The organism is Paenibacillus sp. FSL E2-8871 (assembly GCF_038000345.1).
Taxonomy (GTDB): Bacteria; Bacillota; Bacilli; order Paenibacillales; family Paenibacillaceae; genus Paenibacillus_AQ.
In genome coordinates this window covers 4,715,292-4,739,402 of record NZ_JBBOBV010000001.1, presented here as the reverse complement: position 1 = coordinate 4,739,402, position 24,111 = coordinate 4,715,292, and the positions used below count along the sequence as shown (strand labels likewise).

Below are 24,111 nucleotides of genomic sequence, written 5' to 3'. Positions count from 1 at the left end.
TATATGGACGGGAAGCGTTTAAGCGCGAAATATAAGGACAAAGTATAGCGTGAAACTTATACTTTCTTATATTTTAAGAAACCATCCACAGCTTATGCACATATAAACATTTTATTATAAAACGATGTGTACAAAAATGTGCATAAGTAGGCGGTTATCCACAGAGTTATGCACATTTTGTTAAGAACGAATATTTGTTCGTTGTACAATGGTTACAGAAGAAGGGAAGATGATCTTGAATATTAAAGCCAATGAATCGCCAGAAGATATACAAGCGGTTCATGAATATTGGATGAGGCAGGCGATCGCAGAAGCACGTAAAGCTGAGGCATTAGGTGAGGTTCCTATTGGTGCTGTCATTGTTCGACATGGTGAAATTATAGGACGTGGATACAATTTACGAGAAACGACAATGGATTCGACAGCCCATGCAGAGATGGTAGCCATTCGTGAGGCCAGCAATGTCATGAATTCTTGGCGTCTGCTGGATTGCCAGCTGTACGTCACCCTAGAACCTTGTCCGATGTGTGCAGGAGCAATAGTGCAGTCCAGAGTGCCTCTCACGGTATATGGAACGCCTGACCCTAAAGCTGGATGTGCCGGGACCCTCATGAACTTGCTTGAAGAGCCGCGATTTAATCATAGAACTGAGGTAATACAGGGTGTTTTACAAGAAGAATGTGCAGATCTACTCACCTCCTTCTTTCGCCGTTTACGTAAAAAGCCAATAAAACAAAAGGAGGACTCCTAAATGACCCTTACTCTATATCATACCTCTCAAGGCATCTATATTTCTCCACTTGAGCTTAAGGATGCACAGAGCCTGCTGGAGCTTCGTTTAAATAACCGGGTAACCCACGAACCGTTTGAGCCAAAACGTGATGAGCACTTCTTTACCCTGGAGAGTCAACAACAGATCATCAATCAGCGTATTGAGGACGCCCTACTGGACAGAGCTTATATGTTCGGCATTTATCTGCTGGATGGACAGCTAATCGGTCAGATCACATTGTCCAACGTCTCACGAGGTATAGCACAATATGCTGATTTAGGATATTTAATGGATCATCGGATGCAAGGACAAGGTTATATGACAGCAGCAGTCGGATTAGTCCTTGGCTATGCGTTCCGGGCCTTAGGTCTACATAGAGTTCAAGCAGCTATTTTATTGCATAATGAAGCTTCCCGAAGAGTCCTGGAGAAGAGTGGGTTCAAACCTGAAGGGATTGCTCGTCAGTATCTTAAAATAAATGGACAGTGGCAGGATCACCAAACCTACGCAATCTTAACCGAAGATGTGCTGACTGAGGAACGGAAATAAGATTCTGCATTGTCGCAGGAAAGAGTGCTACTTTTTTTCCTAAAAAAAGACCCGCATGGGCGTATAATATACGCCTCATGCGGGTCTTAATCTTGCGAACTGGGATTAATAAGTTCCCATACCACCGAATTCTTCTCCAAGTTGATCCATTGTAATTACATCATCACCTTGAGGGATACCAATCTTGAATACCGGCTTCTCGTTGATCTTGCTGTATTGGCCCGTTCCATTTACTGAGAAGGCCACATTTGTGCCATCTTCCGGATCATTTACTTTAATATCCATCAATAAATCCTGATACACAGCGTATCCGTCCTTATTGATCGCAGTATTATAGTGGAACTGGTTGATGGTAAGGTACTTATCAAGATCAGCTAAGCCCTTATCTAATTCAGTTCTAGCTTCACCTGATGTCAGTTCTTCTTTAGCTTTAGCTAAATCTGCATCTTTAATCTGCAGCATATCCTTGTATTCTTCCTTGCTTACGATATCAATGATTTTAGGCAGGGCGTTATTCACCAAGATAGTGATTGCTTCTTTAACATTATCGTTAGTCACTTGGAACTGAACGACCTGTTTAGCTTCCACACCTTCTGGTAAATTAGCATCTTTGGGATCAATCTCGTTAAAATATTTTTCTTCGTCATATTCAGCTAGGACAGTGTCCACCACTTCATTAGACAGCTTCTGCATTTTCTGAGTATCCATCGTACTTGGGTTAAATTCTGCACCCTCCTGCTCTGCCAACGCCTTCAGATCAACCTCTACAAACTTATTGAGGATCGTCTCAGGAATCGGTACGAAAGGAATCGATGGAATCTTAACGTACAACTTCTCGGCAGTCATTACCATAGGAACATTAAAGCTCATGCTCATATCGCCCTTCAGATTCAGAATCATAGTTAGTTCTGTCTGCATTGGCTCTGCTTGATATACCCCATCAATGGTAATATCAGCATTCTTAAGCATACTAAGTACCTGTGTAGTCATTGCAGCAGATTCAGCGTCAGAAGTCTCGATCGTAAGATCGTTGATCGTGAATTTACTCTTCATCTCATAGGATGACATTGTAGTCGCTTTAGTAGCAGCTGATTTTAAGGCCTCTTTTGGCGCCTCCTGTTTACTTCCACATCCCGGCAGAATTACTGCTGCTGTAAGCAGCAATGCAGCGGCCGACAAACCCCACTTTTTGTTCATTATTGTTCTCCTCTCCCATTGTAAAGAAATCTCTCCCCCCCCTATGATAAACCATTTGTAAAAATCAAGAAACACTTCTTTAAAATTCTTAACGTTTTTATTTGTTAACCTTGTGGATTATGGTGGTCAACATGATTCGCTTGTTTCACCTTTTTAGAACCTGAAAGCGGTTCTGGTGCAGAAGAATTATGCTCCTTTCTACGCTCGCCATCGTTGGGCTGTGCCCCGGGAACTGGAATACTTTTTGGTTTTGACATTGTTCATTCCTCCTAAGGATTAGTTATACTCTGTAGAGCCTGAGCACATTCGTGAATTTGTCGTGAATACTGCTGTGCTAATAGCTGTACTGCATCACTATGCTCATCAATATGAATTCCACTCTGCTCCACATCAAGCAGATCAACAGCGACCTCCCTGCTATCTACATACCTGCAACGAAAATCAAGTGAGTACCCTTGACGTCCTGCTGCATTAAAATGAATAAGCAGACTATTCGGATCACCATCATCCGCTAGTACATTGAAACTATCCCCATCCTCCATTAACGCAGGCAGGCGTTCTTGCCAGGCCGAGACAAGATTATGCTGATCTACTCCCAATTGTCTGTCCATAATTATGATCATCCTCCTTCTCTAATACATTGCGGAGAAATCAATCTTTTTATTCTCAATGGAACTAGGTTCATCAAACAATAACTAAAACTGTACCAGTTCAAGCACAACAAAAAAACCGCCTCCAAAGGAGACGGTTTCTATCTGCTTATTTCTTAAAGTTCATAAGGAATGGCGGAGAGGATGGGATTCGAACCCATGTGGGCTTGCACCCTAACGGTTTTCAAGACCGCCCCGTTATGACCGCTTCGGTACCTCTCCAAATGCATATAAATTTCACATGCATTAGTAATTGTATCATATGGTGCGGAGAAAAAGCAACTATTTTCTTAAATAGTTTTAGGTTGGATCGATTTTACATTGCGCATATACGGTTGTAGACATTCCGGAATCAGAACACTACCATCCTCTTGCTGATAATTCTCAAGAATTGCTGCAACAGTACGTCCAACAGCCAAAGCAGATCCGTTGAGTGTATGAACAAATTCAGGTTTGGATTTCGGATCTTTACGGAAACGAATATTTGCCCGACGCGCTTGGAAGTCCTCCGTATTCGAGCAAGAAGAGATCTCACGGTACATTCCACTCTCAGGCAGCCATACTTCCAAATCGTACGTCTTAGCCGATGTAAAGCCCATATCAGCTGTACATAGCCCAAGTACGCGATATGGCAATCCAAGAAGCTGCAGCACACGCTCAGCATCTGCTGTCATTTTTTCTAACTCCTCATAAGAGGATTCAGGTGTAGTAAGCTTCACCAGCTCTACCTTGTTGAATTGATGCTGACGGATCAGCCCCCGAGTATCACGGCCAGCTGAACCCGCCTCAGAACGGAAACAAGAGCTGTAAGCTACATGATACTTAGGTAGATCTGCTGCTGTCAAAATCTCTTCGCGATAGTAGTTGGTTACAGGTACTTCCGCTGTAGGAATCAAATAGTATTCAGTGTCACGTAACTTAAACAGATCTTCCTCAAACTTAGGAAGTTGCCCCGTTCCGTACAAGCTGTCTTTATTCACAATGTAAGGCGGCAGCATTTCTTCATAGTTATGCTCACCACTGTGCAGATCCATCATAAAGTTAATAAGCGCCCGCTCTAAACGTGCTCCCAGTCCTTTATAAAAAACAAACCGAGATCCCGTAACCTTCGCTGCAGCTTCAAAATCAATAATATCGAGCTGCTGCGCAAGCTCCCAATGTGATTTCGGAGTAAATCCGAATTCTTTTGGCTCCGACCAGCGACGCAATTCAACGTTATCATCCTCAGATTTACCAACTGGAACTGAATCATGAGGAATATTCGGAATACTCATAGTAAGTTCAGCAATCTGAACTTCCAATTCACGCACTTCGTCATCAAGCTCTTTAATTCGGTCAGATACCGTACGCATTTCTGCAATTAGGTCATCTGCTGGCTCACCATTCTTCTTCTTCTTCGCTACTTCACCAGAAACCGTATTACGACGGTTCTTAAGACCTTCTGTTTCTTGCAGTAATTCACGTCTGCGTAGATCAAGTTGTGGAAAATCAGCAATTAAATCCAGTGATTTACCCCGTTTCTCTAAGGCTTGTTCAACTCGAGCGTAATCACTGCGTAATACTTTTACGTCTAACACAAAGTTTCCCTCCTGAAAACAGCCTAAACTCTTTCAAATTGCTGCTTACAGCTTTGAAAGAGTCAGGATGTTCTTATATGCGATTCTGTTGTTGCACTTGCCTAGTAGCCTCTACCATATCAGCAAAATATTGATGCAGTCTGAAATCATCGGTCAATTCTGGATGAAAAGAAGACACCAGCAGGTTACCCTCCCGTGCAGTTACAATCTCATCATTATAGACTGTAAGCACATCAACTCCGGGGCCTACCTCGTTAATAAGCGGTGCACGTATAAATACAGCACGAACCGGCTCATCAATGCCCTTAACCTCCAGATCACATTCAAAGCTTTCCCGTTGACGACCGAATGCATTCCGAGCCACCGTAATATCCATTAGCTCCAAATGCCCTGGTTCGCCGCCGGCAATTTGTTTGGCCAGAACAATCATACCCGCGCATGTTCCAAAAATCGGCTTGCCCTGATTGGAGAAATCACGTATGGCTTCGATGAAGCCATATTTTCGCATCAGTTTACCGATCGTTGTACTCTCACCACCAGGAATAATTAGGCCATCAACCTCCTCAAGCTGCTCTACTCGCTTGATAGGTACGCCCACTGCTCCGGTCTTCTCTATACTAACAATATGCTCCGTAACTGCGCCTTGAAGCGCCAGCACTCCTATTTTCATCCGGCAACCTTCTCTCTATTAACGGCCACGCTCCGACATACGTTCAGCCGGGGTTAGAGTTGCAATATCAATCCCCTTCATTGGTGCGCCAAGGTTCTTAGATACTTCTGCAATCAGTTTGTAATCAGAATAGTGTGTAGTGGCTTCAACTATCGCACGGGCAAATTTCTCGGGGTTGTCCGATTTAAAAATACCTGAGCCTACAAACACACCATCCGCACCTAGATGCATCATCAGGGCAGCATCGGCAGGAGTTGCTACACCGCCAGCAGCAAAGTTAACAACCGGCAGCTTACCAAGCTCATGCACTTCAAGCAGTAGCTCGTAAGGAACTCCCAGGTTCTTAGCTTCATTATATAGCTCATCCTTGGACAAATTAGTTACTTTGCGGATTTGACTATTGATAAAGCGCATATGACGCACTGCTTCAACAATGTTGCCTGTTCCAGGTTCACCTTTCGTACGGATCATGGATGCACCTTCGTTAATACGTCTCAAGGCTTCACCCAAGTCTTTAGCTCCACATACGAACGGAACAGTGAACTCACGTTTATTAATATGGAAGACTTCATCAGCAGGAGTAAGAACTTCACTCTCATCCAAATAGTCAACACCCAAGGATTCCAGAACCTTTGCTTCTACGTAATGGCCAATACGAGCCTTAGCCATAACAGGGATACTTACCACTTTGATAACTTCTTCTACAATTGTAGGATCGGCCATCCGTGCTACACCGCCAGCTGCGCGAATATCAGAAGGCACGCGTTCCAATGCCATAACAGCTACTGCACCCGCAGCCTCAGCAATTTTTGCTTGTTCTGCATTCATGACGTCCATAATGACGCCGCCTTTTTGCATTTCTGCCATGCCTCTTTTAACTCGCGATGTTCCAGTTTCCATGTCCTAGCCCCCCGAATGATCTATCTTAATCTAACTTGTAATTTTACCCCAATGAAGGGAAATATACAATCCACTTACTCGGATTTAACGCAATTTTCGATGCTAAATTCATTAGAACAAGTTCTTGATCCCTGTAAATAAATCGCCGAAGAAATCTCCAATGGCTCTAAGGAATAAACTGAACCAACCGGCTTTCTCCGCTTCTTCAGCAGTAATCAGATTAACTGTCTTCTGCTGAACATCAGACATGCCTTCAACTTGGTAGGAATAAGTAACCTTACCCACTTTAGCAGATTGTTCTATAGGAGCAACTAAGGTTGCTGGATCATTTATTTCAACAGTTGTTTTAATTTGAGGGGAGGTTGTTCCCTTAGGGACGATAAACGAAACAGCTTCATCCGTAACTACAGACACCTTTTTATTTTTCCCTTTAAGAACTGGCACGGTTTCGTTGCCGGCTATCACTGCTTTAGGGGCCACGACCTGTTTGATTTCAAAATTATTAAATCCGAAATCAAGTACTTTCTTCGTCTCTGTAAAACGGTGTGGCTCTGTATTAGCCCCCATTACTACACTTATCAGACGCATGCCATCACGTACAGCTGTACCTGCAAAACAATATTTTGCTCTAGCGGTATGGCCTGTTTTCAAACCATCCAATCCCTCATAAGCATAAGCCTTAAAATTCTGGATACTCTTGTTAGCTTCCAACATCCAGTTAAAGTTAATCATTGGTGCGGTATCACGTTCACGGAACTTATACGACTGAACCGTTGTAAATCTATTAAAATCAGGATGATCAGTAACGATATATTTGGCAAGAATAGCAGCATCCATCGCTGACATTACGTTTTCTTTCTTATCAGTTGAGCGGAACTTCTTAGGCATGTCAGCTTTGTCTAATCCAGTAGAATTAACAAAATAGGCAGTTTTCATCCCCATCTTCTGGGCAGTCTGATTCATTAGCTCTACGAATTCCAATTCTGATCCGGAAACTAGTTCTGCCAAAGCTACTGTAGCATCATTTGCAGATCCGACAGCCATTGCTATGTACAGCTCTTCAACCGTATGCTCGTCATTTTCCGCTAGAAAAATACGTGATCCAACCTGTTTAGACGCATTTTCCCCTACTATGACTTTTTGATCCCATGAAAGCTGTCCCGTCTTCACCGCTTCTGCTACAAGATACTCTGTCATCATCTTAGTCATACTAGCTGGAGGCAAAGCCTCATCTGCATTCATAGATAAAAGAATTTCACCTGTTGTTGGTTCTATTAGAACCGCTGATTTCAAATTTAGACCCAGTGATTCCACAGAAGGGATCTTTACTGCTTTCTGAGTCGTCTGAGTTGCAGTACCAGCTTGTATTGTCGTTGTCGTACCTTCCTCAGCGAATGCCGGAAGTGGAGTGGAAACTAACATATTTAAAAGTAGACCTACTGTGACTGTCTTAATCATAAATTGCTTACCGTTAAATTTCTGTTTGTGCTTCAATGATTACTACTCTCCTTTAAACCTCATATCAATAGCTTGTTCTATTCTAACACAGGGGTACACGCAAAAAAAGACAGACAGGACGAAATAGTCCTGTCTGTCCAAAAAATAGTCTTTCTAGTCCATTACACGGAATAATTTGGCGCTTCTTTCGTAATTTGCACATCATGTGGATGGCTTTCGCGAAGTCCAGCACTTGTGATGCGAATGAAAGAAGTGTCATTCCGAAGTTCTTCGAGTGACTTGGTCCCACAGTAGCCCATACCCGAACGCAGTCCGCCAATCAATTGATGAACGGTATCCGAAAGAGGCCCTTTAAAAGCGATACGACCCTCAATTCCTTCAGGAACAAGCTTCTTATCGTCATCCTGGAAATAACGATCCTTACTACCTTGTTTCATGGCACTCATACTGCCCATACCACGATATACTTTAAATTTACGGCCTTGATAAAGCTCCGATTCTCCTGGGCTTTCTTCTGTACCCGCAAACATACTTCCCATCATTACTGCATGAGCACCAGCGGCAATAGCCTTAGTGATTTCACCGGAATACTTGATTCCACCGTCAGCGATGATAGGAACTCCGTACTCACGAGCAACCGTTGCACAATCATAAATGGCTGTAACCTGCGGAACACCGATACCAGCGATAACTCGTGTTGTACAGATAGATCCAGGTCCAATACCTACTTTAACTACAGAAGCTCCAGCTTCAATAAGTTCACGGGTTGCTTCACCTGTAGCCACGTTACCAGCAACAATCGTAAGATCAGGATACAACTCACGAATTTGGCGAACCGCTTCAATAATATTAATGTGGTGACCATGTGCAGAATCGACGACGATCAAATCGACACCTGATTTCACTAACGCTGCAGTACGCTCGAATGTATCTTTAGAGATACCAACAGCTGCTCCAACCAGTAAGCGACCCTGTGCATCTTTCGCTCCGTTAGGGAACTGAATCGCCTTCTCAATATCTTTAATTGTGATTAGGCCCTTAAGAACGTTATTCTCGTCCACCAGCGGCAATTTCTCAATTTTATGACGTTGTAAGATGCCTTCTGCTTCTTGAAGTGTCGTACCTACAGCAGCAGTCACGAGATTCTCATGTGTCATAACTTCTTTGATTGGAATATTAAAGTCATGAATAAAACGTAAATCTCTATTAGTTAGAATACCGACCAGTTTGTTGTCACTGTCTACAATCGGTACTCCGGAAATACGATATTTACCCATCAACAGTTCAGCATCGGATACCAGATGTTCTGCTGAAAGAGAGAATGGGTTAGTAATAACTCCGCTCTCGGAACGTTTTACACGATCCACTTCTTCCGCTTGCTGCTCTACAGGCATATTCTTGTGAATAATCCCGATACCACCCTCACGAGCAATAGCAATGGCCATAGCCGCTTCTGTGACTGTGTCCATACCTGCACTCATAAGCGGGATGTTCAACTTCACATTCTTACTTAGAACTGTAGTCAAATCTACTTCCTTCGGCAGTACCTCAGATTTACGCGGAACCAGCAGCACATCATCAAAAGTCAGACCTTCTTTACCAAACTTATCTTTCCACACCTGGGTCATTCCTCCTCGGTTGTTTTTAAATTATACCCGCCTACAAACTTTATAAAAGAAGAACCTTCGACTTTAAGTCCATTCACGACAGACAACTCTGTACATCTGGAAGTTGAACAAGTTCATATCTTCAATTTAGGTTTGAGATGCTTATCCAAAAATATATTATTGCCATCTTAGCAAAGGGCATTTGGACTGTCAAGAACATTACATCATCAGAGTAGGTATTCAAAAAACGACTCCCGCGTAAGCGAATTATTGGACTATTGTCCGCCCTGAGTGGACATTTAGTGGTGAAATTATACAATCCACCATACCCATCACCAATGCTTACACCTATCTCTAATGTAGTATCTCAAAATAAACCCTAATGAATTCTTCAATAATATAACAAAAAGACCACTGTCGATTACTCAACAGTGGTCTTGCGTGCTTGGCAACGTCCTACTCTCCCAGGACCCTTCGGTCCAAGTACCATCGGCGCTGGAGGGCTTAACGGTCGTGTTCGGGATGGGTACGTGTGGAACCCCTCCGCTATCGCCACCAAACATGCGTCTGTGAAACAGACGCTGCCGCGTGAAATTCGGTTCATCACCAGAAGTGAGAATGAATTTCTAAGCGTGTTACAGGCTTGATCGCCTGAAAACTGAATCCGAATTGAATTTGCGTCTTAAGTATAGGATAAGCCCTCGACCGATTAGTATTGGTCAGCTCCATGCATTACTGCACTTCCACCTCCAACCTATCTACCTCGTCGTCTTCAAGGGGTCTTACTAATTGGGAAATCTCATCTTGAGGGGGGCTTCACGCTTAGATGCTTTCAGCGCTTATCCCGTCCGTACGTAGCTACCCAGCCATGCTTCTGGCGAAACAACTGGTGCACCAGCGGTACGTCCATCCCGGTCCTCTCGTACTAAGGACAGCTCCTCTCAAATTTCCTGCGCCCACGACAGATAGGGACCGAACTGTCTCACGACGTTCTGAACCCAGCTCGCGTACCGCTTTAATGGGCGAACAGCCCAACCCTTGGGACCTACTTCAGCCCCAGGATGCGATGAGCCGACATCGAGGTGCCAAACCTCCCCGTCGATGTGGACTCTTGGGGGAGATAAGCCTGTTATCCCCAGGGTAGCTTTTATCCGTTGAGCGATGGCCCTTCCATGCGGTACCACCGGATCACTAAGTCCGACTTTCGTCCCTGCTCGACTTGTAGGTCTCGCAGTCAAGCTCCCTTATGCCTTTGCACTCTTCGAATGATTTCCAACCATTCTGAGGGAACCTTGGAACGCCTCCGTTACTCTTTAGGAGGCGACCGCCCCAGTCAAACTGCCCGCCTGACACGGTCCCCGTACCCGATTAGGGTACTAGGTTAGAACCTAGATACGATCAGGGTGGTATCCCAACGGCGCCTCCACCGAAGCTTGCGCTCCGATTTCTACGGCTCCCACCTATCCTGTACAGATCGTACCCAAATTCAATATCAAGCTGCAGTAAAGCTCCATGGGGTCTTTCCGTCTTGTCGCGGGTAACCTGCATCTTCACAGGTATTAAAATTTCACCGGATCTCTCGTTGAGACAGCGCCCAAGTCGTTACGCCATTCGTGCGGGTCAGAATTTACCTGACAAGGAATTTCGCTACCTTAGGACCGTTATAGTTACGGCCGCCGTTTACTGGGGCTTCGGTTCATAGCTTCGGGTTACCCCTAACCACTCCCCTTAACCTTCCAGCACCGGGCAGGCGTCAGCCCGTATACTTCGCCTTGCGGCTTCGCACAGACCTGTGTTTTTGCTAAACAGTCGCTTGGGCCTTTTCACTGCGGCCCCCTCGTGCTATTCACACTACCGGGGCACCCCTTCTCCCGAAGTTACGGGGTCATTTTGCCGAGTTCCTTAACGAGAGTTCTTCCGCGCGCCTTAGAATTCTCTTCTCGCCTACCTGTGTCGGTTTGCGGTACGGGCACCTTCTCCTGGCTAGAGGCTTTTCTTGGCAGTGTGAGATCATGACCTTCGCTACTGTAATTTTCGCTCCCCATCACAGCCCAGCCTTAATGATGTGCGGATTTGCCTACACATCAGCCTCACTGCTTAGACGGACATATCCATCAGTCCGCGTCACTACCCTCCTGCGTCACCCCATCGCTCATAGCGGATTACGGTGGTACAGTAATTTCAAACTGTTGTCCTTCGACTACGCCTTTCGGCCTCGCCTTAGGTCCCGACTTACCCTGAGCGGACGAGCCTTCCTCAGGAAACCTTGGGCTTTCGGCGGATCAGATTCTCACTGATCTTTTCGTTACTCATACCGGCATTCTCACTTGTATGCTGTCCAGCGCTCCTTACGGTACACCTTCAACCCACATACAACGCTCCCCTACCCCAGATACATACGTATCTAGCCATAGCTTCGGTGGTGTGTTTAGCCCCGTTACATTTTCGGCGCAGAGTCACTCGACCAGTGAGCTATTACGCACTCTTTCAATGGTGGCTGCTTCTAAGCCAACATCCTGGTTGTCTGTGCAACTCCACATCCTTTCCCACTTAACACACACTTGGGGACCTTAGCTGATGGTCTGGGCTGTTTCCCTTTTGACAATGGATCTTAGCACTCACTGTCTGACTCCCGGCAATAAGTATATGGCATTCGGAGTTTGACTGAGCTTGGTAATCCTTGCGGACCCCGCACCCAATCAGTGCTCTACCTCCACTACTCTTATACCGAGGCTAGCCCTAAAGCTATTTCGGGGAGAACCAGCTATCTCCGAGTTCGATTGGAATTTCTCCGCTACCCCCACCTCATCCCCGCATTTTTCAACATGCGTGGGTTCGGGCCTCCAGTGCGTGTTACCGCACCTTCACCCTGGACAGGGGTAGATCACACGGTTTCGGGTCTACGTCCACATACTCATTCGCCCTATTCAGACTCGCTTTCGCTGCGGCTCCGTCTTCTCGACTTAACCTTGCATGTTAAACGTAACTCGCCGGTTCATTCTACAAAAGGCACGCCATCACCCATTAATAGGGCTCTGACTTTTTGTAAGCACACGGTTTCAGGTTCTATTTCACTCCCCTTCCGGGGTGCTTTTCACCTTTCCCTCACGGTACTGTTTCACTATCGGTCGCCAGGTAGTATTTAGCCTTAGCAGATGGTCCTGCTGGATTCATACGGGGTTTCACGTGCCCCGCACTACTCGGGATCCGTCTCGGAGAGAACACAGTTTAGGTTACAGGGCTTTTACCTCTATCGCGGGCCTTTCCAGACCTCTTCGCCTACCATATTCCTTTGTAACTCCATGTGAGACGTCCCACAACCCCTAAGAGCAAGCTCTTAGGTTTAGGCTGTTCCGCGTTCGCTCGCCGCTACTGACGGAATCACTATTGTTTTCTCTTCCTCAGGGTACTTAGATGTTTCAGTTCCCCTGGTCTGCCTCTACATCTCCTATGTGTTCAGAGATGAGTAACTGCGAATTACCACAGCTGGGTTTCCCCATTCGGACACCCCCGGATCAAAGCTTGCTTACAGCTCCCCGAGGCAGTTTCGTTGTTCGCCACGTCCTTCGTCGGCTCCTGGCGCCTAGGCATCCTCCGTGTGCTCTTATTAGCTTAACCTTGATTTTTCCGCAGGAAAATATCATACAATGACATTCTCTTTGGAATCATCTCACTAATAACATTTACTTGTTTGCACAAGTTGCTAAAAGATGTTCTAAAACGCAAATTCGTTTCGGTATCCAGTTTTCAAGGATCAAGTCTTACTGAGAGCTTAAACTCTCAAAACTGAGCAACGAGTGAGTAACAGGCCTAAACCTGAGATTTGGAAGTTTAACTTCCGATTTGAATGTCTTCATTGCAGAAGACGATTCTCCATAGAAAGGAGGTGATCCAGCCGCACCTTCCGATACGGCTACCTTGTTACGACTTCACCCCAATCATCTACCCCACCTTCGGCGGCTGGCTCCCTTGCGGGTTACCCCACCGACTTCGGGTGTTGTAAACTCTCGTGGTGTGACGGGCGGTGTGTACAAGACCCGGGAACGTATTCACCGCGGCATGCTGATCCGCGATTACTAGCAATTCCGACTTCATGCAGGCGAGTTGCAGCCTGCAATCCGAACTGAGACCGGCTTTGATGGGATTGGCTTCACCTCGCGGCTTCGCTTCCCGTTGTACCGGCCATTGTAGTACGTGTGTAGCCCAGGTCATAAGGGGCATGATGATTTGACGTCATCCCCACCTTCCTCCGGTTTGTCACCGGCAGTCACTCTAGAGTGCCCAACATTACTTGCTGGCAACTAAAGTTAAGGGTTGCGCTCGTTGCGGGACTTAACCCAACATCTCACGACACGAGCTGACGACAACCATGCACCACCTGTCTCCTCTGTCCCGAAGGCCGCCACTATCTCTAGTGGATTCAGAGGGATGTCAAGACCTGGTAAGGTTCTTCGCGTTGCTTCGAATTAAACCACATACTCCACTGCTTGTGCGGGTCCCCGTCAATTCCTTTGAGTTTCAGTCTTGCGACCGTACTCCCCAGGCGGAGTGCTTACTGTGTTAACTTCGGCACCAAGGGTATCGAAACCCCTAACACCTAGCACTCATCGTTTACGGCGTGGACTACCAGGGTATCTAATCCTGTTTGCTCCCCACGCTTTCGCGCCTCAGCGTCAGTTACAGCCCAGAAAGTCGCCTTCGCCACTGGTGTTCCTCCACATATCTACGCATTTCACCGCTACACGTGGAATTCCACTTTCCTCTTCTGTACTCAAGTCACCCAGTTTCCAGTGCGACCTCAGGTTGAGCCCAAGGTTTAAACACCAGACTTAAATGACCGCCTGCGCGCGCTTTACGCCCAATAATTCCGGACAACGCTTGCCCCCTACGTATTACCGCGGCTGCTGGCACGTAGTTAGCCGGGGCTTTCTTCTCAGGTACCGTCACTCCGGTAGCAGTTACTCTACCGGACGTTCTTCCCTGGCAACAGAGCTTTACGATCCGAAAACCTTCATCACTCACGCGGCGTTGCTCCGTCAGACTTTCGTCCATTGCGGAAGATTCCCTACTGCTGCCTCCCGTAGGAGTCTGGGCCGTGTCTCAGTCCCAGTGTGGCCGTTCACCCTCTCAGGTCGGCTACGCATCGTCGCCTTGGTGGGCCGTTACCCCACCAACTAGCTAATGCGCCGCAGGCCCATCCCTCAGTGACAGATTGCTCCGTCTTTCATTCTTCCTTCAGGAGAAAAAAGAAATTATCCGGTATTAGCTACCGTTTCCGGTAGTTATCCCAGTCTAAGGGGCAGGTTGCCTACGTGTTACTCACCCGTCCGCCGCTAAGTTATTTTGAAAGCAAGCTTTCAAAATAACTCCGCTCGACTTGCATGTATTAGGCACGCCGCCAGCGTTCGTCCTGAGCCAGGATCAAACTCTCCAATTAGTATTGAAAAGAGCGATATGCTCATTTTGAAACATCTGACGAGAAAATTAATTCTCACGATGAAATTTCAAAAGCGTAAAATACGCTGTGAAACTCATCAGTTTTGGATTTCACTTTCGTGATTTCCTACTCACTCGTTGTTCAGTTTTCAAAGATCAAGTTCTCGTTGGCGCCGTTTAATGTCTCAGCAGCAACTCTTATACTATATCACGTTCGGCTATTTAATGTCAAGCTCTTTTTTTAACTTCTTTTTCGAGCTCGGCATGTGTATTTCTTGGCCGGACTTAGAATATATCACGTATAGAGATTCATTGCAACACTTTTTTTCAAACAAATTAGTATTAAGCTATATATCCTCATAACGATACCAGAATCTTTACCTTCTGATCAACAGTAGCCAAGGAGAACCGCCGCTAGACAGCTCCCCTGTGCTCATTGTTGTATAAATACTATTCGTTTGTACGGTTGCGCATATGCGGGAATAGCAGTACGTCACGAATAGATGCAGAATTGGTAAGCAACATGATCAAACGGTCTACACCGATTCCCAGTCCACCTGTAGGAGGCATACCATATTCCAAAGCACGGATAAAGTCATCGTCCATTTCATGAGCTTCGTCATTACCTTGCTCTTTCTCCTGGATTTGAGCTTCAAAGCGTTGACGCTGGTCGATCGGATCATTCAATTCACTAAATGCATTCGCATGTTCACGACCCACAATAAACAATTCAAAACGATCGGTGAAGCGTGGATCCTCATCGTTTTTCTTCGCCAGTGGTGAGATTTCAACCGGATGTCCCATTACAAAGGTAGGCTGAATCAGAGTTTCCTCTACAAATTGCTCGAAGAAAGCATTAAGGATATGACCAAAAGACATGTGCTTTTCTACAGGTACACGGTGCTCTTTTGCCAGAGCCTGTGCTTCCTCATCTGTCATATGAACACTGAAATCAACACCGGTTACTTCTTTAACGGCATCAACCATAGTTACACGACGCCATCCTGGCGACAGATCTACCGGCTTACCTTGATAGTCGACCTGTTGAGTTCCTAATACCTCTTGGGCAATATGAGCGATCATATTCTCCGTAAGGTTCATGATGTCCTTGTAATCAGCATAAGCTTCATACAGCTCAATCATAGTAAACTCAGGATTGTGACGAGTCGAAATTCCTTCATTACGGTATACACGACCTATTTCGTATACTTTTTCCAGTCCACCAACAATAAGACGTTTCAAATGAAGCTCAATAGCAATACGCATATAAAGCTGCATTTCAAGCGTGTTGTGGTAAGTAATGAACGGACGCGCTGCAGCTCCACCAGCAATCGCATGAAGTGTAGGTGTCTCAACTTCAAGATAGCCAAGTGAATCCAAATAACGACGCATAGATTGAATGATTCTTGAACGAGCAATAAAGGTCTGTTGAACTTCCGGATTAATAATCAAATCAACATAGCGCTGACGGTAACGCAGCTCTACATCTTTAAGACCATGATATTTCTCAGGAAGCGGCAACAAGGACTTGGACAAGACTTCGAGATTATGCACTTTGATGGAGGTCTCACCTGTTTTGGTTTTGAATACTGTTCCGCGAACGCCGATGATGTCTCCTAGATCGAGAACATTGAACGCTGCGTATTGCGTTTCAGGAATGCTGTCTTGACGAACATAAAGCTGAATTCTTCCACTGAGATCTTGGATATGCGCAAAACTGGCTTTACCCATAACACGTTTTGCCATAATGCGACCCGCTATGCTGACTTCAACAGATAGCTCGTCCAATTCTTCTTTAGAAAGTCCATCATACTTCGATACTAGGTCGCCAGCGTTAGCTGTACGCTCATACTTTTTGCCGAAAGGATCGATACCAAGTCCTCTTAGCTCGTCCAATTTGGCACGGCGGATTTGCAAAAGCTCACTAAGTTCGTTCTCTGCATTCTCCACATTATTCATTTCCTCGGTCATGCTATTCATCCCCTTGCAGATATAAATCCCTTATATTTTGAAAAAAAGCTTCCCTAAGGAAGCTTTCCCAAACAATGTTCCCTTATCTGCCTGCATACAACAAAACTACTTATACATTCGGCAGCACATCTATTTACAGACTATAAGATCTGTACACTACTTCATTCTGATATCGAGAATTTTATATTGAATAACGCCTGCAGGTGTATTAACGTCAACAATCGTGCCTATTTTCTTGCCGATGATGGCTTTGCCTACTGGACTTTCGTTGGAGATCTTATTATTTAGTGGATCGGACTCCGCTGTACCTACGATCGTGTATTCCATAGTGTCACCATATTCCAAATCTTCAACACTTACAGTAACACCGATACTTACCACATCAGTAACGATCTCGTCGCTATTAATGATGCGCGCGTTGCGAAGCATCTTCTCCAAGGTGATAACGCGTCCTTCGATAAAAGCCTGCTCATTCTTCGCGTCTTCATACTCCGAGTTCTCACTGATATCTCCGTAGCCAATCGCTACCTTAATCCGTTCAGCAACCTCGCGGCGTTTCACAGATTTGAGGAATTCCAGCTCATCTTCCAGACGCTTTAGCCCGTCCGGCGTAAGGATGACTTCTTTATCGCTCATCTCAACCGATTCTCCTGTCGTATACATTTATTGAAAACACCATACTATATGCTAATCTAGGAGGATAAGAACCCTCCCTGCTGCATTGCTCTTACTGTAACGGCGATTTTATACTGTGAAATTATATTGGAACCGCTACAAAATGTCAATGACACCACATATAAAGTGGGATGTGTTCAAAAAGCGTAAGGAAAACAACGTTTATACTGCCGAAGCAGACATTTCATTACCCTTATTCTCTTCTTCATGCTTTAGTTGAACGACAAAATCATTCAAAATCTTCACCATTCCATCACGTTCTGTCTCTAACATGAGCACATCCTTTACTCGTGCAGCAGACTTCAGGCCTTTTAAATACCAAGCCATATGCTTACGCATCTCCCGAACGGCTACTGCTTCTCCCTTAAGTGCAACCAGCCGATCCATATGAAGAATGGCAACCTTAATCTTCTCATCCAATCCAGGTTCAGGCATCAGTTCCCCGGTGCTTAAATACTGAATCGTACGATACAGCATCCATGGGTTACCTAGCGCACCACGCCCGATCATCACGCCATCACAACCGGTCTGATCAAGCATAGCCCGAGCATCTTCAGGTGTATTGACATCACCATTGCCGATAACCGGAATGGAGACCGCTTCTTTTGCCATCTTGATATAATTCCAATCCGCACGCCCCGTGTAGAGTTGCTCCCGTGTTCGTCCATGTACACTGACAGCCTTGCCACCGGCACGTTCTACTGCACGTGCATTATCTTCGACAAAAATATGCTCGCTATCCCAGCCAATCCGCATTTTCACGGTTACGGGTTTATCGACAACATCGACAACCGCAGAGACCATTTCATAGATTTTATCGGGATTCAAAAGCCAGCGGGCTCCCGCATCACATTTAGTTACTTTAGGCACTGGGCATCCCATATTGATATCGATAATATCAGCATTGGTTTCTTTATCAACCACTTTAGCTGCTTGCACCAGTGATTCTCTATCCCCGCCAAAAATCTGCAAACTAAGCGGTTTTTCCCGTTCATCTACAAACAACATTTCGCGAGTACGCGTATTCCCGTGAATAATAGCCTTGTCGCTCACCATTTCCGCACAGACTAAACCTGTACCAAACTCTTTAGCGATTAGACGAAAGGCCGGATTGCACACCCCAGCCATAGGTGCCAGAACAACTTGATTTTTCATCTCAATGTCGCCAATCTTCAGCATTCGTATCACTTCCATTATTCCTATTTAAATTGCTTAAAAATTATGAGTCAGGGTTTACCAATTCTTCGGTTGTAACCCCTAGGACATTCGCAATTTTATCTAAAATTTGATCTTCCAAACGTCTATTGCCCCTCTCGACTGCGCCAAGCACAGCCAAGGAAATCCCAGTGAGATCCGCAAGTTCCTGCTGAGTATAGCCTTTTAGCTTGCGGAATGCCCTGACCCTCCGTCCCATACGCTTGTTGTCCACAACCGAATTCCTTCCTTCCCGTCTATGTCTTGAAGCGCTGCTGTAATCAACTTGCGGAGTCCGGAAGACTGTTCATTCTGTGGAACGATATCACTGAGCGGAAGCATTACAAATGCACGCTCAAACATACGCGGATGCGGTAACGTTAAATGCGGAGTATCAAGTGTCTGGCCCTCTACCCACAATAAATCTAGATCTACCGTTCTCGGTCCATAGCGAATATCCCGGATACGACCCAGTTGCGTTTCGATCCCCAGCATTACTTCCAGCAAGGTCTCTGGCGCAAGCGTCGTGCGCAAAGCTGCTGCCATATTAAGAAACTGCGGCTGATCTAAATAACCTACTGGCTCTGTCTCGTAGACTTTGGAGCAGCGAACTACCGATATTTCATCATGATTATTCAGTCTGTTCAAAGCCTCTGACAGCGTGCCCTCACGGTCGCCCAAATTAGCCCCTAAAGCAATATAAGCCTCTGATTCTTCAGAGGTGGAATGTATATTCATGGACTTTGTTCTCACTTTCTAGTTCTGCGCAGCTCCACAGTCACTCCCTGAAAATGAATGTCGAATGGCGGATGCGGTTTAGTTACCTTTACCGTTACTGCATTGATAACAGTATAAGTGTCCAGTACGGAGGATGCAATATATTCTGCCAGAGCTTCAATTAACTTAAAGGACTTTATTTCGACAATGTTTTTGACCAGTTCATGCACTTCAGCATAGTTTACGGTTTGGTTCAAATCATCGTTCTGGCCCGCTCCCTGTAGATCAAGTTCCAGCTCCAAATCAATGTAAAAACGTTGGCCCAGCTTACGCTCTTCTTCAAACACACCATGATATCCGTAATATTCCATTCGATGCAGTGTCATTTTATCCATCTTTAAACCCGCCCTTTTTATAAAATATCTTTATTCACGCACCAATAAAGGTGCAGCATACAACATCGCATCACACATCTTGACCGTTCGTTTTATTAGGGACACATCATGCACTCGTACGATCTGGCAGCCCTGAGCAATACCAAAGGCTACTGTAGCTGCGGTACCTTCCACAACATCATCAGCGGGTAAATCAAGTACGGTCCGGATGAATTTTTTGCGTGAAGTCGCCAGTAACAGTGGATAGCCAAACTCAGTCAACCCGTCCAAAAGCATCATCGCCTGCAAATTTTCATTAAAATCCTTCGCAAAGCCGATCCCTGGATCCAAGATGATATTGGCCGGCTTCACTCCTGCGGCTAAAGCAAGATCAATACTTTCCTTAAGGTCTGCCGACATATCCGCACTTAGATTCGTATAATCACGGTCCTGCCGGTTATGCATCAAAATAATGGGACAGTCCGCAGCAGCTGCCACTGCCGCCATTTCCGGATCAGCTTTACAGCCCCATATATCATTAATGATATGGGCACCAGCAGCAATAGCTTGGCGTGCCACTTCAGCTTTGTAGGTATCTATAGATAACGGAATATGCGGTGCCGCTCGATGAATACTCTCGATGACAGGCAATACACGAGCTAATTCCTCTTTAAGCCCCACTGGTTTATGACCAGGACGGGTAGATTCTCCACCAATATCTATAATATCAGCACCGTCTGCGGCCATTTGTAGCGCATGTTCTACTGCTTTGTCCGGATCATCCCAAAGTCCTCCATCTGAAAAAGAATCCGGGGTTACATTCAGGATGCCCATAATCAGCGTTCGATTTCCTAATTCCAAATCAGTATCTCCACAGCGGTATGTCCGCTTGAATATGGCTGGTCTCATTTCGGTATTCCCGTCCTTTCTCTATAGAATGAAATCAAATCCGAAGTCATTCTGCCGCAAAGGCCATCGCCTACGGTAAATTTTTTATCTTTTTCCCAAAGCGTTGTGACCGGGACAATTTCTTGTACGGAATTAGTAAGAAATACTTCGTCGGCTATTTTCAACTGCCCCCAATGATATGCGCCCTCTTCTACCCTGATTCCAGCACTACGAGCCAGCTCCATTACCATTTCCCGGGTAATTCCCGGTAGAATTCCAGTTGAGATATCTGGAGTGTGGAGAATATTGTTTTTTATAAAAAAGATGTTGCTGACAATGCCCTCTGCTATGATCTCTTGTGCAGTCAACATCAGTCCTTCAGCACCATTCGCCGCAGAGGCATAGCCCCTAAGCTCACGCTTGGCCAAAATATTATTCATATAATGCAGAGACTTGAATCGCACTGCTCCCTCCGGAGTGTTACGCCGTAAGGACAACAGTTGCAGGTCTTTGCCTTCGCTATATATCTTTTCGGATACTTTCGGCAGCGCTTTGATGTACAGCAAATGATTGGGTTCGCAATAGTCGCCCGCAGGTAATCCGAGAATATCCTCACCAGCGGTCACGGTATAGCGTATATAAGCTTCTTTTAATTCATTTTTGTCCATAACACGCTGGATCCACTCCTGCAGCTGTTCAACATCCTGCGCAAATGGAATACCAAGCTCCTTGCAGCCCTCCGCCATACGCTTCAAATGACGCTCCAGCAGAAAAGGCACTCCCCCATACGTCCGAAAGGTCTCGAACAATCCTATGCCGTATAAAAAACCGTGATCCAGGGCGGAAACCACGGCTTGTCTTGCATCAATGACACCATTGTTAAATCCTATATATTTCATGCCGTTTCTCCGGCTCTCCGTTTCAAGAAATTACGCAGCATCGTATGACCATGATCCGTAATAATCGATTCCGGATGGAATTGCACACCTTCGATAGGGTATTCTTTATGGCGCAGTGCCATAATCTCCCCTTCTTCAGTCTCCGCTGTAATCTCCAGACAATCCGGCAGACTCTCGCGCTCTACAATCAAAGAATGATATCTCGTTGCCGTAAAAGGAGACTCCAGACCTTCAAAAACCGACGTGCCCTTATGATGAATCGGGGATGTCTTTCCATGCATCAAACGCTCTGCACGAATAACATTTCCACCAAATGCTTGGCCTATCGCCTGATGCCCAAGGCATACGCCGAAGATCGGAATAATACCTTTGAAATGATGTAACAATTCCAAACTGATCCCCGCTTCATTAGGTGTACATGGTCCTGGAGAAATTAAAATATGATCGGGAGCCATTTTTTCAATCTCTTCAATGGTAATTTCATCGTTGCGGTGTACTTTAACCTCTTCCCCAAGTTCACCCAAATACTGTACGAGGTTATACGTAAAGGAATCATAATTATCGATGACCAAGATCACAGTGTTTCTCCCCCTTCGGCGCCGCTGGTAGTTTGGGATTCCTGCTGTAACTCACTACAGAGTACTGCCTTTACTACCGCTTTGGCTTTATTATGGCATTCACGGTATTCACGGTATGGATCAGAGTCGATCACGATGCCCGCACCTGTCTGAATATATCCGACTCCATCCTTTACAGCCAGTGTTCTAATAATAATATTTAATTCCATATTTCCGTTATAGTCAATAAAGCCCATGGATCCTGTATACGGCCCACGCCGAACCGGTTCCAGCTCTTCAATGATTTCCATTGTTCTTACTTTGGGCGCGCCTGTAATCGTTCCCCCTGGGAACAATGCTGCGATTACAGCATAAGCATCCTTATCCGGTGCGACCTGGCCCTCTACCTGCGAAACGAGATGCATCACATGAGAGTAACGCTCCACCGTCATCAGCTCAGGCACGCTGACGGATCCATATGCAGCGACACGCCCGATGTCGTTGCGCTCCAGATCGACAAGCATAATATGCTCGGCGATCTCCTTTTCGCTCCCGCGAAGCTCCGCCTCCATGGCGGCATCCTCCGCGGGAGTCAGGCCTCGCCGCCGGGTGCCGGCGATTGGCCGTGCGCTCACTTTGTCCCCGTGCAGCTTGACGAGCAGCTCCGGTGAAGCGCTGGATAGCGCGAAGCCGGGCGACCGCAAGAGCCCCATGTACGGGGACGGATTGAGCTTGCGCAGCCATTCGTAAACATCCTCCGGCGAGGACTTCAGCTGCGCCTCCTGGCGCAGCGAGAGGTTCACTTGAAATACATCGCCTTGGCGGATGTATTCCTGAACGTCCAGCACGGCCTGCTGGAACTTCTCAGGTGAGAAGGCCGAGGTCATACCCGGCCACTCCCCTGAGGAATCTGTGAGGGCCTCAATGCTACCTTTGACCTCTTCGTTCAATCCCGAAGCAGCGGATACCAACTGCCACTGCTCTACCATTCGTCCAGCCTGTTCTATAGCACCGAGATAAAGGTTCTGCAAATCCTCCATCCCACATTCTGCTGGAACCGGGACGTGAACAGCACAATAAAGCACATGCTCTTCGTGATCATAAATCCATACCTCATCCATCCTCATAAAGAGATAATCAGGAAAACCGGGATCATCTTGTGCGAGAGACGGTAAACGCTCCAATGAGCGAACCACATCGTACCCTAGAAATCCAATACATCCACCGGTAAATGGAGGAATGCCCTGAACGTTTAGACTTGGCGAGGTGAAGCCTGACATCCACTGCTGTAGCAGCTCTAGCGGCTGACCTATCAGCGTTGTAGTCTCATGTGAACCCTCATCGGCTGTATGACCCAATGATTCGGGAGAAAGGCTAAACACCTCAGCGCCTTCTCCCTTGCCTTTTAATATTGATACAGGATTTAAACCTAAGTACGTATAGCGGCCACCCTTGCCACTCTCCAACACTACGGAGTATTCGGAAGCTAGTTCCCAGGCCTTCTTCCAGGATGCGGGCAATTCCCCCGAGCACTTGGGTGATTTTATAATCAAGGGGAACATGCTCCAGTCTTCAGCTGCCCATTGTTCCCACTCATTCCATGTCGTTATGATTTCCAAAGCCATCCTCCTAAAAGTTTTATGGAGCCATTACATCGTAGACATCACTTCGCAATAAAACTCGCTTCGTAAGCATTTGCTTAGTTTTATGAAGCCATTACATCATAGACATCACTTCGCAATAAAACTTACTTCGTAAGCATTTGCTTAGTTTTATCTAGCAATTACTTATTATTAATCATCAGTAGTATATTGCCTGTCAGTATACTGTACTTAAGGCATTATTGAAAAGCCCCCAGCTATAGGAAATTAATATGGCTTTTGAGTCTTCGGTAAAAACCTTAGCATTTTTCAAAAATATAAAATTAACACGTCTAGGGTGTAGTATATCAACAGAACCTTTTGCCCATATAATCAACGAAAAGAGTCTCCATCACCACCAGAAAAGTGGTATGAAGACT

Annotated in this window: 20 protein-coding genes, 1 tRNA gene and 3 rRNA genes; 2 read left to right on the top strand and 22 right to left on the bottom strand. The window is 45.9% G+C overall.

Annotation, left to right across the window (positions count from 1 at the left end):
• Positions 1-235: 235 nt before the first annotated feature.
• Together tadA and NYE25_RS21525 are read left to right on the top strand one after the other, a co-directional pair.
• Positions 236-751, top strand: coding sequence for a tRNA adenosine(34) deaminase TadA (tadA, locus tag NYE25_RS21530; protein WP_256721116.1), 516 nt, complete (start codon positions 236-238; stop codon positions 749-751).
• Complete coding sequence (locus NYE25_RS21525) at positions 752-1,321, top strand: GNAT family N-acetyltransferase (protein ID WP_076286889.1); 570 nt, start codon at positions 752-754, stop codon at positions 1,319-1,321. It abuts the gene before it with no gap.
• A gap of 105 nt (positions 1,322-1,426) precedes the next feature.
• Here NYE25_RS21525 and NYE25_RS21520 read toward each other — a convergent pair whose 3' ends face one another.
• The 22 genes from NYE25_RS21520 to NYE25_RS21415 all read right to left on the bottom strand — a co-directional run bounded on the left by NYE25_RS21520 (position 1,427) and on the right by NYE25_RS21415 (position 23,716).
• Complete coding sequence (locus NYE25_RS21520; protein ID WP_076286888.1) at positions 1,427-2,518, bottom strand: hypothetical protein; 1,092 nt, start codon at positions 2,516-2,518, stop codon at positions 1,427-1,429.
• 104 nt (positions 2,519-2,622) lie between these two features.
• Entirely contained in the window at positions 2,623-2,775 is a 153-nt protein-coding gene (locus NYE25_RS21515; RefSeq protein ID WP_060623882.1) for a small acid-soluble spore protein P, read from the bottom strand.
• Positions 2,776-2,787: 12 nt separating this feature from the next.
• On the bottom strand, positions 2,788-3,129 hold the full coding sequence (locus tag NYE25_RS21510) for a hypothetical protein (RefSeq protein WP_341050952.1): 342 nt from the start codon (positions 3,127-3,129) through the stop codon (positions 2,788-2,790).
• A 172-nt stretch (positions 3,130-3,301) separates the two neighbouring features.
• Positions 3,302-3,390: transfer RNA gene (locus NYE25_RS21505), tRNA-Ser, on the bottom strand.
• A 68-nt stretch (positions 3,391-3,458) separates the two neighbouring features.
• Positions 3,459-4,745, bottom strand: coding sequence for a serine--tRNA ligase (serS, locus tag NYE25_RS21500; RefSeq protein WP_076301054.1), 1,287 nt, complete (start codon positions 4,743-4,745; stop codon positions 3,459-3,461).
• A 73-nt stretch (positions 4,746-4,818) separates the two neighbouring features.
• A complete protein-coding gene (gene pdxT / locus NYE25_RS21495) occupies positions 4,819-5,415 on the bottom strand; it encodes a pyridoxal 5'-phosphate synthase glutaminase subunit PdxT (RefSeq protein ID WP_341050954.1) in 597 nt (198 codons plus the stop codon).
• Between the two features lie 18 nt (positions 5,416-5,433).
• Positions 5,434-6,315: a pyridoxal 5'-phosphate synthase lyase subunit PdxS gene (gene pdxS / locus NYE25_RS21490; RefSeq protein WP_341146799.1), complete on the bottom strand. Its 882-nt coding sequence runs from the start codon at positions 6,313-6,315 to the stop codon at positions 5,434-5,436.
• A 111-nt stretch (positions 6,316-6,426) separates the two neighbouring features.
• A complete protein-coding gene (locus tag NYE25_RS21485) occupies positions 6,427-7,773 on the bottom strand; it encodes a D-alanyl-D-alanine carboxypeptidase family protein (RefSeq protein WP_076286904.1) in 1,347 nt (448 codons plus the stop codon).
• A gap of 161 nt (positions 7,774-7,934) precedes the next feature.
• On the bottom strand, positions 7,935-9,392 hold the full coding sequence (gene guaB, locus NYE25_RS21480; RefSeq protein ID WP_149647701.1) for an IMP dehydrogenase: 1,458 nt from the start codon (positions 9,390-9,392) through the stop codon (positions 7,935-7,937).
• 431 nt (positions 9,393-9,823) lie between these two features.
• A 5S ribosomal RNA gene (rrf, locus tag NYE25_RS21475) occupies positions 9,824-9,940 on the bottom strand.
• Positions 9,941-10,069: 129 nt separating this feature from the next.
• A 23S ribosomal RNA gene (locus NYE25_RS21470) occupies positions 10,070-12,998 on the bottom strand.
• 261 nt (positions 12,999-13,259) lie between these two features.
• Positions 13,260-14,817, bottom strand: a 16S ribosomal RNA gene (locus tag NYE25_RS21465).
• The 16S, 23S and 5S rRNA genes sit together here, the layout of an rRNA operon.
• A 449-nt stretch (positions 14,818-15,266) precedes the next feature.
• Positions 15,267-16,787: a lysine--tRNA ligase gene (gene lysS, locus NYE25_RS21460; RefSeq protein WP_179085871.1), complete on the bottom strand. Its 1,521-nt coding sequence runs from the start codon at positions 16,785-16,787 to the stop codon at positions 15,267-15,269.
• A 156-nt stretch (positions 16,788-16,943) separates the two neighbouring features.
• Positions 16,944-17,423 carry a transcription elongation factor GreA gene (gene greA, locus NYE25_RS21455; protein WP_042183910.1) on the bottom strand — a complete coding sequence of 160 codons (480 nt, stop codon included), beginning with the start codon at positions 17,421-17,423 and terminating at the stop codon, positions 16,944-16,946.
• Between the two features lie 201 nt (positions 17,424-17,624).
• Complete coding sequence (gene dusB, locus NYE25_RS21450; RefSeq protein WP_076300985.1) at positions 17,625-18,641, bottom strand: tRNA dihydrouridine synthase DusB; 1,017 nt, start codon at positions 18,639-18,641, stop codon at positions 17,625-17,627.
• A gap of 40 nt (positions 18,642-18,681) precedes the next feature.
• The gene (locus NYE25_RS21445; protein WP_234540301.1) at positions 18,682-18,876 is read right to left on the bottom strand and encodes a helix-turn-helix domain-containing protein; all 195 of its coding nucleotides are present in this window, start codon (positions 18,874-18,876) and stop codon (positions 18,682-18,684) included.
• On the bottom strand, positions 18,843-19,394 hold the full coding sequence (gene folK, locus NYE25_RS21440; protein ID WP_076286864.1) for a 2-amino-4-hydroxy-6-hydroxymethyldihydropteridine diphosphokinase: 552 nt from the start codon (positions 19,392-19,394) through the stop codon (positions 18,843-18,845). Before folK ends, NYE25_RS21445 begins: the two co-directional genes overlap by 34 nt.
• Before the next feature lie 11 nt (positions 19,395-19,405).
• Positions 19,406-19,768 (bottom strand): dihydroneopterin aldolase, encoded by a 363-nt coding sequence (folB, locus tag NYE25_RS21435; protein ID WP_042183904.1) that lies wholly within the window; start codon positions 19,766-19,768, stop codon positions 19,406-19,408.
• Positions 19,769-19,798: 30 nt separating this feature from the next.
• Positions 19,799-20,656 (bottom strand): dihydropteroate synthase, encoded by an 858-nt coding sequence (folP, locus tag NYE25_RS21430; protein ID WP_341146798.1) that lies wholly within the window; start codon positions 20,654-20,656, stop codon positions 19,799-19,801.
• Complete coding sequence (locus tag NYE25_RS21425; protein ID WP_341059087.1) at positions 20,653-21,534, bottom strand: aminotransferase class IV; 882 nt, start codon at positions 21,532-21,534, stop codon at positions 20,653-20,655. Before NYE25_RS21425 ends, folP begins: the two co-directional genes overlap by 4 nt.
• A complete protein-coding gene (gene pabA, locus NYE25_RS21420; protein WP_042123170.1) occupies positions 21,531-22,112 on the bottom strand; it encodes an aminodeoxychorismate/anthranilate synthase component II in 582 nt (193 codons plus the stop codon). Before pabA ends, NYE25_RS21425 begins: the two co-directional genes overlap by 4 nt.
• Positions 22,109-23,716 carry an anthranilate synthase component I family protein gene (locus NYE25_RS21415; protein ID WP_076300982.1) on the bottom strand — a complete coding sequence of 536 codons (1,608 nt, stop codon included), beginning with the start codon at positions 23,714-23,716 and terminating at the stop codon, positions 22,109-22,111. Before NYE25_RS21415 ends, pabA begins: the two co-directional genes overlap by 4 nt.
• Between the last annotated feature and the right edge of the window lie 395 nt (positions 23,717-24,111).